We start from the raw sequence: 14,390 nt of genomic DNA, 5'->3' as shown, positions 1-14,390 counted from the left end.
GGCCCGAAACGCGCTGTACACCGTATAGGAGCCCCTATACGGTGTACAGCATGTCCACCCCCCAAAGTCTCCAGCGCCCCCAAGGCACCCAAGGCCACCCCCAGCGCTGGCTGATCCTCGGTGTCCTCTGCCTCGCGGTGCTCACCGTGGTGCTCGACAACACCGTCCTCAACGTGGCCATCCCCTCGCTCACCCGCGAACTGGGCGCGAGTACCTCCGACATCCAGTGGATGATCAACGCCTACTCGCTCGTGCAGTCGGGCCTGCTGCTCACGGCGGGCAGCGCGGCCGACCGCTACGGCCGCAAGAAGCTGCTGGCCGTCGGCCTGGCGCTGTTCGGCGCGGGCTCGCTGGTCGCCGGACTCGCCGATTCCACGGGCCAGTTGATCGCGGCCCGGGCCGGGATGGGCGTCGGCGGCGCGCTGCTGATGACCACCGTCCTGGCGGTGGCGATCCAGATCTTCACCCCGGAGGAGCAGCCCAAGGCGATCGGCATCTGGGCCGCGGTGAACTCCCTGGGCTTCGCGGCCGGACCGCTGCTGGGCGGATTCATGCTGGACCACTTCTGGTGGGGTGCGATCTTCCTGATCAACATCCCGGTCGCGGCGCTCGCCTTCGCGGCCGTAGTGGTGCTCGTCCCGGAGTCCAAGAACCCGCAGGGCGACCGCCCCGACCTGCTGGGCGCCGTGCTCTCCACGATCGGCATGGCCTCCCTGGTGTACGCGATCATCTCCGGGCCCGAGCACGGCTGGACGTCGGGCCGGGTCCTGGCCACGGCGGCCGTGGCGATCGCCGTACTGGCCGCCTTCGCGTACTGGGAGAGCCGGATCCCCCACCCCATGATCGACATGCACTTCTTCCGGAACCGCCAGTTCACGGGGGCGGTCTCGGGCGGTGTCCTGATCACGTTCGGCATGGGCGGCTCGCTCTTCCTGCTCACCCAGCACATGCAGTTCGTGCTCGGCTACGAGCCCCTGGAGGCCGGTCTGCGGACCGCTCCGCTCGCCCTGATGATCGTGGCGCTGAACTTCACCGGCGTGGCGGCGAAGTGGGCGGCCCGGCTGGGGACCCCGCTCGCCATCGGGCTCGGCATGGCGGTGATGGCGGCCGGTCTGGCGTCCATCGCGGTGGTGGCGTCCGGCGGATACACCGGCACCTTGCTGGGCCTTGTCCTCATCGGCACCGGTGCGGCGGTGGCGAGTCCGGCGATGTCGCACGCGATCATGAGCGCGATACCGCCGGAGAAGGCGGGGGTCGGCGGCGGGATCAACGGGACGGTGGCGGAGTTCGGCACGGGTCTGGGCGTCGCCGTACTCGGGGCTCTCCTCAACTCTCGGTTCGCGGCGCTGATTCCGATGGCGGCGGGGTCCCTGCCGGGGGCGTTGGCGGCGGCGCGGTCGGATGCGGAGCGGGCGCGGGTGACTTCGGCGTTCTCTTCCGGGCTGGAGACGAGCTTGTTGGTGGGGGCGTTGGCCGTGTTGCTCGGGGGGTTGGTCGCCGGGGCGTTGCTGCGCAGGGCGGAGAGGGCAGACTCGGAGGTGGTGAGCGCCCACTAGCTCGGGTTGTTCGGGTGCGTGGGCGGCTGCGGGACCGTCGTGGTTGATCGCGCAGTTCCCCGCGCCCCTGACGGGGCGCTCATGCTTGACCTGGTTTGTTCATCTAGGAAGGTGCGCCATGGCGAAAGCGGCCGCGCGGCCGGCCAGCGTTTGGCTGGAGGACAAGTCGCGTCGGGGTGGGAAGGGCGGCGGTGGCCAGCCCACCGGGCTCGACCGGGAGCGGATCACCGAGGTGTCCGTGCGGCTGCTGGACGCGGAGGGGCTCGCCAAGTTCTCCATGCGACGGCTGGCCGCCGAACTGAAGGTCACGGCCATGTCCGTCTACTGGTACGTCGACACCAAGGACGACCTGCTCGAACTGGCCCTGGACGCCGTCTACGGCGAGGTCCGCCTCCCCGACCCGGACACGGACGAGGACTGGCGCGATCAACTGCGCACGCTGGCCGGCGAGTACCGCGCCCTGCTGGTCCGCCACCCCTGGCTGTCCCCGCTCGCCGGCACCTACCTCAACATCGGCCCCAACTCCCTGGCCTTCTCCCGGGTCGTCCAGCGCGTCATCCGCAAAACGGGCCTGCCCGCCGAGGGCGTAACAGGCGCGATCTCCGCCGTCTTCCAGTTCGTGTACGGCTACGGCACCATCGAGGGCCTCTTCTTCACCCGGGTCCACAGCGCGGGCATGACCCCCGACACCTACTTCGAGCACGCCATGACGACGGTGAGCGAGGTCCCGGCCACCGCCGGAATCATCGAGGAGGCCAAGGACATCATGGAAGCCCGAGGCGGCGACACGGTCGAGGAAATGCTGGAACGGGACTTCGTCTTCGCCCTGGACCTACTGGTGGCAGGCATCGAGGCCATGGTGGCAAGGGCCGAGTAGAACGGACCCAGGGGCGCGGGGAACTGCGCGACCAGCCACGACGAGGCAGCAGTCGCGCACAAATCCCAAGCCCCAACCCACTAGGCGCCCGGCGAAGCCAACCGCGCCGGAAATCCCCCCGTAGCCACCGGACCCCACCGCTCCGGCGTGACCCGGATGATCGACTTCCCTTGCTTCACCATCGCCGCCCGATACTCGTCCCAGTCCGGATGCTCCCCGGCGATGTTCCGGTAGTACTCCACCAACGGCTCCACGGACTCGGGCGAGTCGACAACCTCCGCGACACCGTCCACCTGCACCCACGGCCCGTTCCAGTCATCGCTCAGCACGATGAGACTCACCCGGGGATCCCGCTTCGCGTTCCGCGTCTTCGCCCGCTCGGGATACGTAGAAACGACAATCCGCCCCGAGTCGTCCACCCCGCACGTCAGCGGTGACCCCTGAGGGCTCCCGTCGCCCCGCCGCGTCAGCAGGATCGCCCGATGACGCGGCCGTACGAAGTCCAGCAACTCGTCCAGCGAAACAGCGGTGTTGGTCGCGATGTTCGGTGCCATGGCCTCACCCTAGGGGCAGCGACTCCCCCTGCACGGCCTGGACATCCAGCTCCACCTTCAGCGTCGTACCAATGGCCGCGATCCCCGCCTGGACGATCTGGTTGTAGTCCATGGCGAAGTCCTCGCGCCGCAGCTCCGCCGTGGCCCGGAACGCGGCCCGGGTCCCACCCCAGGGGTCCGACCCGGTCCCCAGATACGCGAGATCCAGGTCAACCGGCCGTACGACACCGTGCAAAGCCAGCTCCCCATGCACGACCCACCCGTCGGCCCCCACTCTCGCCGTCAGCCCGGTCGAGCGATACGTGATCTCCGGATACCGCTCCACGTCCAGAAAATCCGCCGCCCGAAGATGCTCGTCCCGCCCGGCATTCCCCGTATCGATCGACGCGGCCCGAATCACCGCCGAAACCGACGACTTCGCGACATCGTCCGGCGCGACCTCGACCACCGCCGTGAAGTCGGTGAACCGTCCGCGCACACTGGAGATCCCCAGATGCTGGGCCACCGCACCCACCGTGGAGTGCGCCGGGTCGACCGTCCACGGCCCCGGCGGCGGCAGCTCCGTCCCGCCCTGCCGCGCCAGCGTCACCGTGCCGACCTCGGCCCGACCGCTCCCCGTGACGATCGCGCCGGCCGCGGCGGGCGCGTACCCGACGGCCGTGATGATGACGGTGTACGCCCCGGGCGGGAGGGGAGTGGTGTCCCGTACCGCCCCTTCCGCGTCCGCGGGGGCGCGCAGCACCTGCGTGCCGGTCCTGTCCGTCACCGTGACGACCGCGTGCGACACGGCCCATCCGTCCCGGGTGCGGATCCTCGCGGTCAGTCCCATGTCGTGTGACTCCTCGAACGTGAACATGAAACCGGCCCGTGGGGCGCACCTCCGCTCAGAGCGCGCTCCACGGGCCGGGGTCCGGAACTACTCGCCGGGGTGGGCGAGTTCGATGTCGTGGCCGTCGACGCCGGGGCCGGTCAGGGCCAGCGCGGACGCCACCGGCGGGTACCCCGTCGCGATGACGGTGTAGTCGCCGCCGTCCAGGTCGGTGAAGGCGTACGCCCCGTCCGAACCGGTCGTCGCCGTGCCGACGACGTTGCCCGCCGCGTCCACGAGCGTCACCCGCGCGTCGGCCAGCGGACCGTGCGGCGCCCGGACGATGCCCTGGAGCAGGGCGCCGGAGTCGAGGTCGACCTCTACCCGGGTGACCCCGGTGCCGCCGATCTCGACGGGCACGGCGTGCGGCCGGAACCCGTCGGCGTTGACCGCGACGGTGACCGTGCCCGGCACCAGTTCGGCGAGGGCGAACTCGCCCTGCTCCCCGGTGACGGCGGTGGCCAGCAGGTCCCCGCGCACATCGGTGACGATCACCATCGCGTCCTTCACCGGCAGCCCGCCCTCGGCCGCCCGCACCACACCGCTGAGCCCGCTGGTGCCGCTGAGCAGGAGGTCGTAGGCGAGCGGCTCGGTGCCGACGACGAGGGTGGACGCCTGTGGCTGGTAGCCGTCGGCGGAGGCGATCAGGACGTAGGAGCCGGTGCCGGGCGCGTCGACGCCGTAGGAGCCGTCCGGCTGGGCCACCGAGCGGCCGAGCTGTCGTCCGGTGAGCGAGATCAGGGTGACCGTGGCCCGGGGGACCGGCGCGCTCTCGGCGCCGCGGACGAATCCGCGGACGGGGATGCCGCTGGGCAGGGGCTCGGAAATCACGGGTGCCTCCTCGGCAACAGGAACCTCAGAGACCTCAGGAGCCACGGAAGCCGCAGCGGTCGGAGCCTTCGGCTCGCTCGCCTCCGCCGCCTGGGCCAGCGCGCCGGACGTCCGCAGCGGGACCTCCTTGATGAACAGGGTCACCAGGAAGGCGAGGAAGGCGATCGGGGCGACGTACAGGAAGATGTCGGCGATGCCGTGTCCGTAGGCGCTCTCCAGCCAGGTCCGGATGTGCGTGGGCAGCGCGTCCATGTCGGGCAGTTCACCGCTGCCCACGGCCTTGGCGGCGGCCGCCTGCTCCTGCGGGCTGAGCGAGCCGATGGTGTCGGTGGCGTAGTGGCTGATCCGGGTCGTCATCACGGAGCCGAGCGCCGAGACGCCCATCGCGCCGCCGAGGGACCGGAAGAAGGTGACCACCGAGCTGGCGGCGCCGAGTTCGTGCGGGGCGACCTGGTTCTGCGTGGAGAGCACCAGGTTCTGCATCATCATGCCGATGCCGAGGCCCATGACCGCCATGAAGACGGCGATGTGCCAGTACTCGGTGTCATAGCGCATGGTGCCCAGCAGACCGAGGCCCGCCGTCACCAGCACACCGCCCGTGACCAGCCACGCCTTCCACTTGCCGGTCTTGGTGATCACCGCGCCGGAGACGGTGGAGGAGACGAACAGACCGGCGATCATCGGGATGGTCATGACGCCCGACATCGTCGGGGACATGTCCCGCGCGAGCTGGAAGTACTGGCTGAAGAAGACGGTGCCCGCGAACATCGCGACACCGACGAGCAGGGAGGCCAGCGAGGCCAGCGTGATGGTGCGGTTGCGGAACAGGCGCAGCGGGATGATCGGCTCGCTCGCCTTGGTCTCGACGAGGAGGAAGAGCAGCGTCAGCGCGAGCGCGCCGCCGACCATCGCGCAGGTCTGCCAGGACAGCCAGGCGTACTTGTCGTCCGCGAAGGTGACCCAGATCAGCAGCAGGCTGACGGCGGCGGTGATGACGAAGGCACCGGCCCAGTCGACCTTGACCTTGCGCTTGCTCTCCGGCAGATGCAGCGTCTTCTGGAGCACGAACAGGGCGATCAGCGCGAACGGCACACCCACGTACAGGCACCAGCGCCAGCCCAGCCACTCGGTGTCGGTGATGACACCGCCGACCAGCGGACCGCCGACGGTCGCGACGGCGAAGGTCGCGCCGAGGTAGCCGGAGTAACGGCCGCGCTCCCGGGGGGAGATCATCGCGGCCATGATGATCTGGGCGAGCGCGGTCAGACCACCGGCGCCGAGCCCCTGGATCACCCGGGCGCCGATCAGCATCCCGGAGTTCTGGGCCAGGCCGGCGATGACCGAGCCGATGATGTAGATGACCAGGGCTATCTGGACCAGGGCCTTCTTGCTGACCAGGTCGGCCAGCTTGCCCCACAGCGGGGTCGACGCCGTCATCGACAGCAGCGCGGCGGTCACGACCCAGGTGTACGCGCTCTGTCCGCCGCCGAGGTCCTGGATGATCTCGGGCAGGGCGTTGGAGACGATGGTGGAGGACAGGATCGCGGCGAACATGCCGAGCAGCAGCCCGGAGAGCGCCTCCATGATCTGCCGATGCGTCATGGGAGCCTCGCCGGAGCCTCCTCCATGCTTGGCATGAGCCCGCACACCGGCTGGTGTGGTCGTTGCCATGGGCTTCCTTCTCTTATGCGGTGGTCTGCGCGGTGAACGCGGGTGTACGGGGGGACTGTTCGTCGAAGCAACGCCTCAGCCGGGCCATGAGCCGGGTGAGCTGGTCGACCTCGTCGTCGGTCCAGTCGCTCAGGCGCTCGGCGAGCAGCCGGGTGGTGCACCGGGCGAGCTCCTCGACCCGGGCTCGCCCCGCGGGCGTGAGCCGCAGGATGCGGCTGCGCTTGTCGGCGGGGTCGGGGGAGCGGTCGATCCAGCCGTGCTCGGCGACGTGGGCGACATGGCGGCTGGTGACGGACATGTCCACGGCGAGCAGCTCGGCGAGCTTGCTCATGCGCATGTCGCCGTGGCGGTCCAGGAGCGTCAGTACGGCGGCGGACCCGCTCGGGCAGTCGGCCGGCAGCACCCGCCCCAGCTCCCGTTTCACGGCCCCGAAGGCACTGAACTGCCGGACGAGCTCCTCGTAGAGCGCCTGCTCGGCCATCGCACCTCCCGGGTTTTGTTGCTTAGGGCAACCATAGAGAGGTTGGTTGCTACAGGCAAACAAACCGGGTGGGGCTGGTCTCAAAACTTGGCAAAGGCAAGTATTGCGAACGTAAATGTGCAGGTCGGGAGGGATGTGTGACGGGTGGTGCAGGAACCCGGCCCGCACTTGGGCGCCACCTCGGGATTCGCTAGTGTTTCGGCCCATGGCTAACACCCAGGGCCCCCAGGGCAACCACGACCCCGCCGGCAGCACCCAGATGTTCCGCGCGTTCGTCGACGAGGCCCCGCAGGGGCGTCAGCAGGCGGCCGCCTCCTCCGGTCCCCGCATCGGCCTGATCCTCGGTGTCGTCGTCGCCGTCGCGGTCGTCGCGGCGGTGGCCTGGCTCGCGCTGAAGTAGCCCGCGCCGCTCACTCCCACCGGACGGTCACGTCCCGCGTCTCGACGTGCATGCCCAGCGGTACGCGCCAGGCGTCGACGCACACCGTCCAGGTCCGCTCCTTCCGCGCGCCGCCCGCGATCGGTGCCGGAAGGCTCTCCACCGACTCCACGGTCCCCCAGTCGACCCCGAGCGCCCCGATGATGTGCGTCCCGAAGGTCACGCTGCCCGAACGCACCGGGCTGCCCCCGGAGTTGCGGAAGCCGAGCGTCACCTTCTCGCACCACCGCTCCTCCGCGCCCGCCCGCTCCGGCTCGGACCAGGAGAGGGCGGCGGGCGTGGCAGGAGTCGGTGAAGTCGCGGGCGTACGGCTTGGTTCGGCGCCCTCCGTCGAGGGGGTGGGCTGGGGGTCGGCCGAAGTTCCGGTCCTCGAAGGGGAGTTGCCCGGCTCCTGAGGCGTCCGAGACGGCTGCTGAGGCTCCCTGGGCGGCTCCTCCGTCTCCAGCGGCACCAGGGTCACCTGGCCGGTCGGTGACGCCATCGCCGTACCGGATCTTCCCGGCGCCCCCACGGCGACGTACCCGTCACCGTCCCCGTCGCCCGCGCATGCCGCCAGGAGGCCGCTCAGGCACACGACGGCCGCAGAGGCGCCGATGAGGGCGCATCTGCGGCCAGGTGTCCATGTCGTCGCGCGGAGCATCGCGCCATGGTGGCTGACGCCCCGTCAGAAGGGAAGCCTCAGTCGGAGATGAGGCCCTCGCGGAGCTGGGCCAGGGTCCGGGTCAGCAGCCGGGAGACGTGCATCTGGGAGATGCCGACCTCCTCGCCGATCTGGGACTGGGTCATGTTGGCGAAGAAGCGCAGCATGATGATCCGCCGCTCACGGGGCGGGAGTTTGGCCAGCAGCGGCTTGAGGGACTCGCGGTACTCGACGCCCTCCAGCGCGCTGTCCTCGTAGCCGAGGCGGTCCGCCAGGGAGCCTTCGCCGCCGTCGTCCTCGGGGGCCGGGGAGTCCAGCGAGGAGGCTGTGTAGGCGTTGCCGACCGCCAGGCCGTCGACCACGTCCTCCTCGGACACGCCCAGTACCGCGGCGAGTTCGGTGACCGTCGGCGAGCGGTCCAGCTTCTGGGAGAGCTCGTCGCTGGCCTTCGTCAGCGCCAGGCGCAGCTCCTGGAGGCGGCGCGGGACCCGCACCGACCACGAGGTGTCGCGGAAGAACCGCTTGATCTCGCCGACCACCGTCGGCATCGCGAACGTCGGGAACTCCACGCCCCGTTCGCAGTCGAAGCGGTCGATCGCCTTGATCAGCCCGATGGTGCCGACCTGGACGATGTCCTCCATCGGCTCGTTGCGGGAGCGGAAGCGGGCCGCGGCGTACCGGACGAGCGGGAGGTTCAGCTCGATCAGGGTGTCGCGGACGTAGGCGCGCTCGGGGCTGTTCTCGTCCAGCGCGGCGAGCCGCAGGAACAGGGAGCGGGACAGGGTGCGGGTGTCGATCGCCCCGGAGGCCGGAAGGGCCGGGGCGGGCGCGGCTTCGGCAAGGGCCGTTACGTCGTTGTCGAGCGCGGGCGCAGCCTCGCTCTTCGTGAGCGTGAGCACCTTGGAGCTGCCCTGTTCTGCGGACATGCCACCCCCTCTGGGTCGCGGGACGGTCGCGGCGAACGCTCCCATTGAGGAACGCAGCCTTCACCTGAATACCGGAGCCGAAGCCGCGGCAAACGCGCTTCCGGCAGAATGTCACATGTCGGCAACACGCTGTAGTGACATGTCGACATGTAAGACACCAATCAGCCCTGGAAACAAGGGGTCTGACGGCTTTTCGGCGCGAAACTGTCGGGAACGGCCCAGGTGAGCGATTCGCTCTCCCCGGCGACTGTTCGGTCAGCTGTTCGTTCGGCTATTCGACCGAGTCTCCATCAGGCGTCGATGCGGTTCGCGGACCGCAGCCGCTGGAAGCTACGCGCGAGTAGCCGCGACACATGCATCTGGGAGACGCCGAGTTCGGCACTGATCTGCGACTGGGTGAGATTGCTGTAGTAGCGCAGCAGCAGAATGCGCTGTTCCCGCTCGGGGAGTTGGACCAGCAGATGCCGGACCAGGTCGCGGTGCTCCACGCCGTCCAGCGCGGGGTCCTCGTAACCGAGCCGGTCCAGCAGTCCGGGCAGCCCGTCGCCCTCCTGGGCGGCCTCCAGCGAGGTGGCGTGGTACGACCGTCCGGCCTCGATGCAGGACAGCACCTCCTCCTCGCTGATGCGCAGCCGCTCGGCGATCTCGGCGGTGCTCGGGGAGCGCCCGAAGGCGGTGGTGAGGTCCTCTGTCGCGCTGTTGACCTGCACCCACAGCTCGTGCAGCCGGCGCGGTACGTGGACCGTGCGGACGTTGTCCCGGAAGTACCGCTTGATCTCGCCCACGACCGTCGGCATCGCGAAGGTGGGGAACTGCACGCCCCGGTCCGGGTCGAAGCGGTCGATGGCGTTGATGAGCCCGATGGTGCCGACCTGGATCACGTCCTCCATCGGCTCGTTGCGGGAGCGGAACCGGGCGGCCGCGTAGCGCACGAGCGGGAGGTTCGCCTCGATCAGCGCCCCGCGCACCCGGTTGTGCTCCGGCGTGCCCGGCCGGAGCTCCTTGAGCTGGCCGAAGAGCACCTGGGTGAGCGCGCGGGTGTCGGCACCGCGGCTGCGCGGGGCGGCGGGGGCCGCCTCCGGCGCTGCTTCCGGGGCGGCTTCCGGGGCTGCTTCCTGGGGAGGCGCAGTACTGGCCGACACGGTCAACTCCACCTCATAATCCATCAACTCATCCGTCAAAAGCGGTCATAGCATCACAAGACATGTGCACTGTGTGCAAGCACCGCATCACACCGTGTTGAGAGTGAAGTGACTTGAAAGATGCAAAAAGCCCCCTACCGTTCCGGTAGAGGGCGGTGCTGCCGAGGGGGCCTAGTACGGGTAGTCCGCGATCACCCAGGTGGCGAACTCCTTCCAGAGGGCCACGCCCGCCTGGTGCTCGGGGTGCTCCACGTACCGGCGCAGCGCTTCCGCGTCGTCGAAGCCGGAGTTGATCGCGTAGTCGTAGGCGATGGGACGGTCGCTGAGGTTCCAGCCGAGCTCCCAGAAGCGGATCTCGGAGATCGTGTCCGGCAGCGACTGGAAGGCCTTCTCGCCCTCCAGGACGCGCGGGTCGTCCCGCTCGACACCCTCGTTGAGCTTGAAGAGGACCAGGTGGCGGATCATGAGTCTCCTCCGTTGGCGATCCACGTCATGAATTCGCCGATGGCCTTGGCGGCGTCCGATATGCCCTCGAACCCTATCTGCACATAGTCGGCGGCCTTGGCCGGGTCCGTGATGATCACATAGAGCACGAAGACCACGAGCACATAGACGGCGACCTTCTTCGAATTCACCGCCACTGCGGCCTCCCTGCCCTTGTCGCCCCCGATGGGCCCCCTGTTGACGGCGGTGAGTGTAACCTTCACGCCCTTTTTAGGGACCAACGGCCCGTGCCGGGAGGCCCTTTGTCACGTCCCCCCGGGGAGGCGGGCGGGCAGGATGGAGGCGCGGCCCCGGGGGACCTGGCAGGAATCCTCAGGGCCCGGACGGAACCCCACTGCGGGGCACTCGCCGACGGTCTCCCCCGTACGCCGGCAGTGCTGCGGGCGCCGTCCGGACGCACGAAGGGCCCCGTCTTTCGACGGGGCCCTTCTTATGGCGGTAGCGGAGGGATTTGAACCCTCGGTGACTTGCGCCACACTCGCTTTCGAGGCGAGCTCCTTCGGCCGCTCGGACACGCTACCGAGGGAGACCTTACAGCACGGTGGGCCCTGCTCAGAAATCGGTATTCACCGGTTCCGGAAGAACTCCGTGAGGAGCCCGGCGCACTCCTCGGCGAGCACGCCCTCGATCACCTCGGGGCGGTGGTTGAGCCGCCGGTCGCGCACGACGTCCCAGAGGGAGCCGGCCGCACCGGCCTTCTCGTCCCGGGCGCCGTAGACGACCCGGTCCACCCGGGACTGCACGAGCGCGCCCGCGCACATGGTGCACGGCTCCAGGGTGACGACGAGCGTGCAACCGGTCAGCCGCCACTCGCCGGTCTCCGCCGCCGCCCGCCGGATCGCCAGCACCTCCGCGTGCGCGGTCGGATCGCCGGTCGCCTCGCGCTCGTTGTGACCGGCGCCGAGCACCGTCGTACCGTCCGCGGACAGCACGACGGCGCCGACGGGGACGTCCCCGCCCCGGACGGCCAGTTCGGCCTGGTCCAGGGCGAGCCGCATCGCGGCCCGCCAGCGGTCGCGTACCGGGTCCGGGGGACCCGTGGGGGTGGCCGGGGTCAGCGGACGGTCTCCAGGACCTCCGCGGCGCCCAGGGCCTCGGCGATGGCACCCAGCGCGTCGTCGGCGTCCAGGGCCTTCAGCTCCTTCTCGCTGACACCGAGGTCGTCGAGGATCTCGCTGTCGCCGACCGGGCTGTGCGGCACCGCGTCGCCGGCGCCCTCCTCGTCGTCGTCGGAGTCGCCGTCCGGCTCCTCCGTGCCGTCGAGGTCGAGGGAGTCCAGATCGGCGTCGTCGTCACCGGGCTCCCTCCCGAGCAGCTCGTCGGTGAGCAGGATCTCCCCGTAACTGCTGCGGGCAGCGGCGGCGGCGTCCGAGACGTAGATCCGCGGGTCGTCCTCGCCGTCGATCCGGACGACGCCGAACCAGGCGTCCTCCTGCTCGATGAGCACCAGCACCGTGTCGTCCTCGGGAGAGGCTTCACGGGCCAGGTCGGCCAGATCCGACAGGGTCTCCACATCGTCGAGCTCTTTGTCGCTCGCTTCCCACCCGTCTTCGGTGCGCGCGAGCAGTGCGGCGAAGTACACCGTGACTCTCCCACTGGTCATAGGCGTGCCGGTTGGGGGTCCCCCCGGCGGAGGTTGCGGGCGGAGAGCGGTGCTCCGAGCCCCACCCACTCGGAATCGTGGCAGAAACGGAGCGTTCAGGGGACGTCTTCCGCTCCCTGTGTCCGCCCGTTTTGATCGTCCACCAGCGGGATCGTACGCGGCGCCCGGCGTGGTTCACGCATCAGGCGGCCCAAGAACGGCCCAAGCCCTACCAGCGGAAGGTGCGCATGCGCATGGCGTGGCGCAGCCGGGCGGCCTTGGCGCGCCGGGGCTGCACCCGGTCGCGCAACTCCCGCGCCTCGGCCAGTTCCCGCAGGAACCGGGCCCGGCGCCGACGGCGTTCCGCGTCGGTCTCCGGCGGCTCGGCACCCTTCGGGGACTCACTGTCAGGCATCTGCACACCCCCAGTACGTCCCTCCCACTTTCCCTCTGATGGGCGGTTTGATGCCAGCGCGAGCGGCACGGTGGCCCGGTTACTGTTAGGGACATGCGTCTCCACGTCGTCGACCACCCGCTGGTCGCCCACAAGCTCACCACGCTGCGCGACCAGCGCACCGACTCCGCGACGTTCCGGCGGCTCGCCGACGAACTGGTCACCCTGCTCGCCTACGAGGCCACGCGGGACGTCCGTACCGAACAGGTGGACATCCAGACGCCGGTCGAGCGGACCACGGGCGTCAAGCTCTCCTACCCGCGCCCGCTAGTGGTGCCGATCCTGCGCGCCGGGCTCGGCATGCTGGAGGGCATGGTCCGGCTGCTGCCCACCGCGGAAGTCGGCTTCATGGGCATGATCCGCAACGAGGAGACGCTTCAGGCGTCCACCTACGCCACGCGGATGCCGGAGGACCTGTCCGGGCGGCAGGTGTACGTCCTCGACCCGATGCTGGCCACGGGCGGCACGCTCGTCGCGGCCATCCAGGAGCTCATCAAGCGCGGTGCGGACGATGTGACCGCGGTGGTGCTGCTGGCCGCGCCGGAGGGCGTCGAGGTCATGGAGCGGGAGCTGGCAGGGACGCCGGTGACCGTGGTCACGGCGTCTGTTGACGAGCGGCTCAATGAGCACGGGTACATCGTGCCGGGGCTGGGGGACGCGGGTGACCGGATGTACGGGGCCGCTGAGTAGGTGCGGCACCGCGGGGGCTGGTCGCGCCCCGCGGCGGAGCCGCATATCGATGCAGCCCCACGCCCCTAAGTGCGTCTCAGCAGGCCTTCTTTGATGTGGCGGGCGTCGGCTTGGGCTTGGCCAGTGCGGTCAGGGCCTTGGTGGCGCCCGCCTTTGTCGTCAGGTTCTTGAAGGCCGTGCCGATGATCAGGTCCACCTCGGTGCCCTTGCGCTTGGCGTCCGTGCGGCGCTCGGCGGTGGTGAGCTGGGTGCCGAGGACCGGCAGCGAGGTGTCCAGGGCCGAGGAGGGGCCGAGCAGTATGCCGGTGCCCTTGACCTTCTTGTCGTACTCCTTGGTCGCGTTGCCCACGTCGCCGATCTTGAAGCCGCGCTTCTTCAGTTCCTCCGCGGTCTTCTTGGCGAGGCCGCCGACGGGCGTGGCGTTGAGGACGTTGACGGTGATCTGGCCCGGCTTGGGCAGGGCGGCGACGGCCGGCGTGGCCGTGGGGGTCGCCCGGGTGCCGCAGTCCGCCTTGGGGCCGGCCGCCGAGGCTTCCTCGCCACCGCCGGTGAAGACGTCGATGAGCTGGAACGTGCCCCAGCCGATCACGCCGAGCGCGGTGACGGAGGCGACGGTCAGGAGCACGAGCCTGCCGCGCCGCCGGGGACGGCGCATCCGGGGGTACTTGTTCCCCCGGATCCGGTACTGGCCGCCCATGCCAGGGGGAGTCAGCATGCTCATGGGCGCAGCGTAGTGCGCCGCGGCGGCGATTCCTACTAGATGATCATTCGACGCCGGTCAGGAGAACCCGAAAGGGCCAACCCTTCACCGGACGGACACCTGACGTGCGCGCCGGAGGGGGCCCTGGTCCCGCCCTAGTCCAGCTCGAGCACGCGCGCGTGCAGCACCTGGCGCTGCTGGAGCGCGGCGCGCACGGCCCGGTGCAGGCCGTCCTCCAGGTACAGGTCGCCCTGCCACTTCACTACGTGTGCGAACAGGTCGCCGTAGAAGGTGGAGTCCTCGGCGAGGAGGGTTTCCAGGTCGAGCTGGCCCTTGGTCGTCACGAGCTGATCGAGGCGGACCGGGCGCGGCGCGACGTCCGCCCACTGCCGGGTGCTTTCCCGGCCGTGGTCGGGGTACGGCCGGCCGTTTCCGATGCGCTTGAAGATCACACGGAAAGCCTACCGGTCCAGAC

The 14,390-nt window shown here is 69.9% G+C and carries 18 protein-coding genes and 1 tRNA gene; 4 read left to right on the top strand and 15 right to left on the bottom strand.

The features are described from left to right. The first annotated feature begins 50 nt into the window (after positions 1–50). Positions 51–1,556, top strand: a complete 1,506-nt coding sequence (locus tag STRCI_RS20010; protein ID WP_269660320.1) for an MFS transporter — start codon at positions 51–53, stop codon at positions 1,554–1,556. Between the two features lie 118 nt (positions 1,557–1,674). Continuing rightward, positions 1,675–2,433 (top strand): TetR/AcrR family transcriptional regulator, encoded by a 759-nt coding sequence (locus STRCI_RS20005; protein WP_269660319.1) that lies wholly within the window; start codon positions 1,675–1,677, stop codon positions 2,431–2,433. 80 nt (positions 2,434–2,513) lie between these two features. Here STRCI_RS20005 and STRCI_RS20000 read toward each other — a convergent pair whose 3' ends face one another. The 4 genes from STRCI_RS20000 to STRCI_RS19985 form a co-directional block, all read right to left on the bottom strand. Next, positions 2,514–2,987, bottom strand: a complete 474-nt coding sequence (locus STRCI_RS20000) for a PPOX class F420-dependent oxidoreductase (protein WP_015659381.1) — start codon at positions 2,985–2,987, stop codon at positions 2,514–2,516. 4 nt (positions 2,988–2,991) lie between these two features. Further along, positions 2,992–3,816 carry a YceI family protein gene (locus tag STRCI_RS19995; RefSeq protein WP_269660318.1) on the bottom strand — a complete coding sequence of 275 codons (825 nt, stop codon included), beginning with the start codon at positions 3,814–3,816 and terminating at the stop codon, positions 2,992–2,994. An 87-nt stretch (positions 3,817–3,903) separates the two neighbouring features. Continuing rightward, on the bottom strand, positions 3,904–6,288 hold the full coding sequence (locus STRCI_RS19990) for an MFS transporter (RefSeq protein ID WP_472926750.1): 2,385 nt from the start codon (positions 6,286–6,288) through the stop codon (positions 3,904–3,906). 82 nt (positions 6,289–6,370) lie between these two features. Continuing rightward, positions 6,371–6,838, bottom strand: coding sequence for a MarR family winged helix-turn-helix transcriptional regulator (locus STRCI_RS19985; RefSeq protein WP_269660316.1), 468 nt, complete (start codon positions 6,836–6,838; stop codon positions 6,371–6,373). A gap of 205 nt (positions 6,839–7,043) precedes the next feature. On the opposite strand from STRCI_RS19985, the gene STRCI_RS19980 reads away from it, so the two are divergent. Beyond that, positions 7,044–7,238 carry a hypothetical protein gene (locus STRCI_RS19980; protein WP_269660315.1) on the top strand — a complete coding sequence of 65 codons (195 nt, stop codon included), beginning with the start codon at positions 7,044–7,046 and terminating at the stop codon, positions 7,236–7,238. A 10-nt stretch (positions 7,239–7,248) separates the two neighbouring features. Here the strand turns inward: STRCI_RS19980 and STRCI_RS19975 are convergent, their stop codons facing one another. The 9 genes from STRCI_RS19975 to STRCI_RS19935 all read right to left on the bottom strand — a co-directional run bounded on the left by STRCI_RS19975 (position 7,249) and on the right by STRCI_RS19935 (position 12,486). Next, positions 7,249–7,917 (bottom strand): hypothetical protein, encoded by a 669-nt coding sequence (locus tag STRCI_RS19975; RefSeq protein WP_269660314.1) that lies wholly within the window; start codon positions 7,915–7,917, stop codon positions 7,249–7,251. A 38-nt stretch (positions 7,918–7,955) separates the two neighbouring features. Next, the gene (locus STRCI_RS19970; protein WP_269660313.1) at positions 7,956–8,843 is read right to left on the bottom strand and encodes an RNA polymerase sigma factor SigF; all 888 of its coding nucleotides are present in this window, start codon (positions 8,841–8,843) and stop codon (positions 7,956–7,958) included. Positions 8,844–9,133: 290 nt separating this feature from the next. After that, complete coding sequence (locus tag STRCI_RS19965) at positions 9,134–10,009, bottom strand: RNA polymerase sigma factor SigF (protein ID WP_269660312.1); 876 nt, start codon at positions 10,007–10,009, stop codon at positions 9,134–9,136. 147 nt (positions 10,010–10,156) lie between these two features. Further along, positions 10,157–10,450, bottom strand: a complete 294-nt coding sequence (locus STRCI_RS19960) for a Dabb family protein (protein WP_269660311.1) — start codon at positions 10,448–10,450, stop codon at positions 10,157–10,159. Beyond that, positions 10,447–10,626 carry a hypothetical protein gene (locus STRCI_RS19955; protein WP_269660310.1) on the bottom strand — a complete coding sequence of 60 codons (180 nt, stop codon included), beginning with the start codon at positions 10,624–10,626 and terminating at the stop codon, positions 10,447–10,449. Before STRCI_RS19955 ends, STRCI_RS19960 begins: the two co-directional genes overlap by 4 nt. Before the next feature lie 296 nt (positions 10,627–10,922). Beyond that, positions 10,923–11,010, bottom strand: a tRNA-Ser gene (locus tag STRCI_RS19950). A gap of 45 nt (positions 11,011–11,055) precedes the next feature. Continuing rightward, complete coding sequence (gene tadA / locus STRCI_RS19945) at positions 11,056–11,487, bottom strand: tRNA adenosine(34) deaminase TadA (RefSeq protein WP_269660309.1); 432 nt, start codon at positions 11,485–11,487, stop codon at positions 11,056–11,058. A gap of 56 nt (positions 11,488–11,543) precedes the next feature. Then, positions 11,544–12,071 carry a tRNA adenosine deaminase-associated protein gene (locus STRCI_RS19940; protein WP_269664592.1) on the bottom strand — a complete coding sequence of 176 codons (528 nt, stop codon included), beginning with the start codon at positions 12,069–12,071 and terminating at the stop codon, positions 11,544–11,546. A gap of 229 nt (positions 12,072–12,300) precedes the next feature. Next, a complete protein-coding gene (locus STRCI_RS19935) occupies positions 12,301–12,486 on the bottom strand; it encodes a hypothetical protein (RefSeq protein ID WP_269660308.1) in 186 nt (61 codons plus the stop codon). 93 nt (positions 12,487–12,579) lie between these two features. Here STRCI_RS19935 and upp point away from each other — a divergent pair, with 93 nt between their 5' ends. Then, positions 12,580–13,215: a uracil phosphoribosyltransferase gene (upp, locus tag STRCI_RS19930; RefSeq protein WP_015659394.1), complete on the top strand. Its 636-nt coding sequence runs from the start codon at positions 12,580–12,582 to the stop codon at positions 13,213–13,215. Positions 13,216–13,291: 76 nt separating this feature from the next. Here upp and STRCI_RS19925 read toward each other — a convergent pair whose 3' ends face one another. Together STRCI_RS19925 and STRCI_RS19920 are read right to left on the bottom strand one after the other, a co-directional pair. After that, positions 13,292–13,936 (bottom strand): LytR C-terminal domain-containing protein, encoded by a 645-nt coding sequence (locus STRCI_RS19925; RefSeq protein ID WP_269660307.1) that lies wholly within the window; start codon positions 13,934–13,936, stop codon positions 13,292–13,294. A gap of 134 nt (positions 13,937–14,070) precedes the next feature. Next, positions 14,071–14,367, bottom strand: a complete 297-nt coding sequence (locus STRCI_RS19920; RefSeq protein WP_003999914.1) for a type II toxin-antitoxin system VapB family antitoxin — start codon at positions 14,365–14,367, stop codon at positions 14,071–14,073. Between the last annotated feature and the right edge of the window lie 23 nt (positions 14,368–14,390).

Source organism: Streptomyces cinnabarinus (assembly GCF_027270315.1).
Classification (GTDB): domain Bacteria; phylum Actinomycetota; class Actinomycetes; order Streptomycetales; family Streptomycetaceae; genus Streptomyces; species Streptomyces cinnabarinus.
Note: the sequence above shows the minus strand (reverse complement) of the source record. Positions and strands in the feature narration are given on the sequence as shown.

Excerpts from the sequence above, each read along its gene's own strand:
- STRCI_RS20010 (WP_269660320.1), top strand. The coding sequence starts at position 51 with ATGTCCACCCCCCAAAGTCTCCAGCGCCCCCAAGGCACCCAAGGCCAC.
- STRCI_RS20005 (WP_269660319.1), top strand. The coding sequence starts at position 1,675 with ATGGCGAAAGCGGCCGCGCGGCCGGCCAGCGTTTGGCTGGAGGACAAG.
- STRCI_RS20000 (WP_015659381.1), bottom strand. The coding sequence starts at position 2,987 with ATGGCACCGAACATCGCGACCAACACCGCTGTTTCGCTGGACGAGTTG.
- STRCI_RS19995 (WP_269660318.1), bottom strand. The coding sequence starts at position 3,816 with ATGGGACTGACCGCGAGGATCCGCACCCGGGACGGATGGGCCGTGTCG.
- STRCI_RS19990 (WP_472926750.1), bottom strand. The coding sequence starts at position 6,288 with ATGACGCATCGGCAGATCATGGAGGCGCTCTCCGGGCTGCTGCTCGGC.
- STRCI_RS19985 (WP_269660316.1), bottom strand. The coding sequence starts at position 6,838 with ATGGCCGAGCAGGCGCTCTACGAGGAGCTCGTCCGGCAGTTCAGTGCC.
- STRCI_RS19980 (WP_269660315.1), top strand. The coding sequence starts at position 7,044 with ATGGCTAACACCCAGGGCCCCCAGGGCAACCACGACCCCGCCGGCAGC.
- STRCI_RS19975 (WP_269660314.1), bottom strand. The coding sequence starts at position 7,917 with ATGCTCCGCGCGACGACATGGACACCTGGCCGCAGATGCGCCCTCATC.
- STRCI_RS19970 (WP_269660313.1), bottom strand. The coding sequence starts at position 8,843 with ATGTCCGCAGAACAGGGCAGCTCCAAGGTGCTCACGCTCACGAAGAGC.
- STRCI_RS19965 (WP_269660312.1), bottom strand. The coding sequence starts at position 10,009 with ATGGATTATGAGGTGGAGTTGACCGTGTCGGCCAGTACTGCGCCTCCC.
- STRCI_RS19960 (WP_269660311.1), bottom strand. The coding sequence starts at position 10,450 with ATGATCCGCCACCTGGTCCTCTTCAAGCTCAACGAGGGTGTCGAGCGG.
- tadA (WP_269660309.1), bottom strand. The coding sequence starts at position 11,487 with ATGCGGCTCGCCCTGGACCAGGCCGAACTGGCCGTCCGGGGCGGGGAC.
- STRCI_RS19935 (WP_269660308.1), bottom strand. The coding sequence starts at position 12,486 with ATGCCTGACAGTGAGTCCCCGAAGGGTGCCGAGCCGCCGGAGACCGAC.
- upp (WP_015659394.1), top strand. The coding sequence starts at position 12,580 with ATGCGTCTCCACGTCGTCGACCACCCGCTGGTCGCCCACAAGCTCACC.
- STRCI_RS19925 (WP_269660307.1), bottom strand. The coding sequence starts at position 13,936 with ATGAGCATGCTGACTCCCCCTGGCATGGGCGGCCAGTACCGGATCCGG.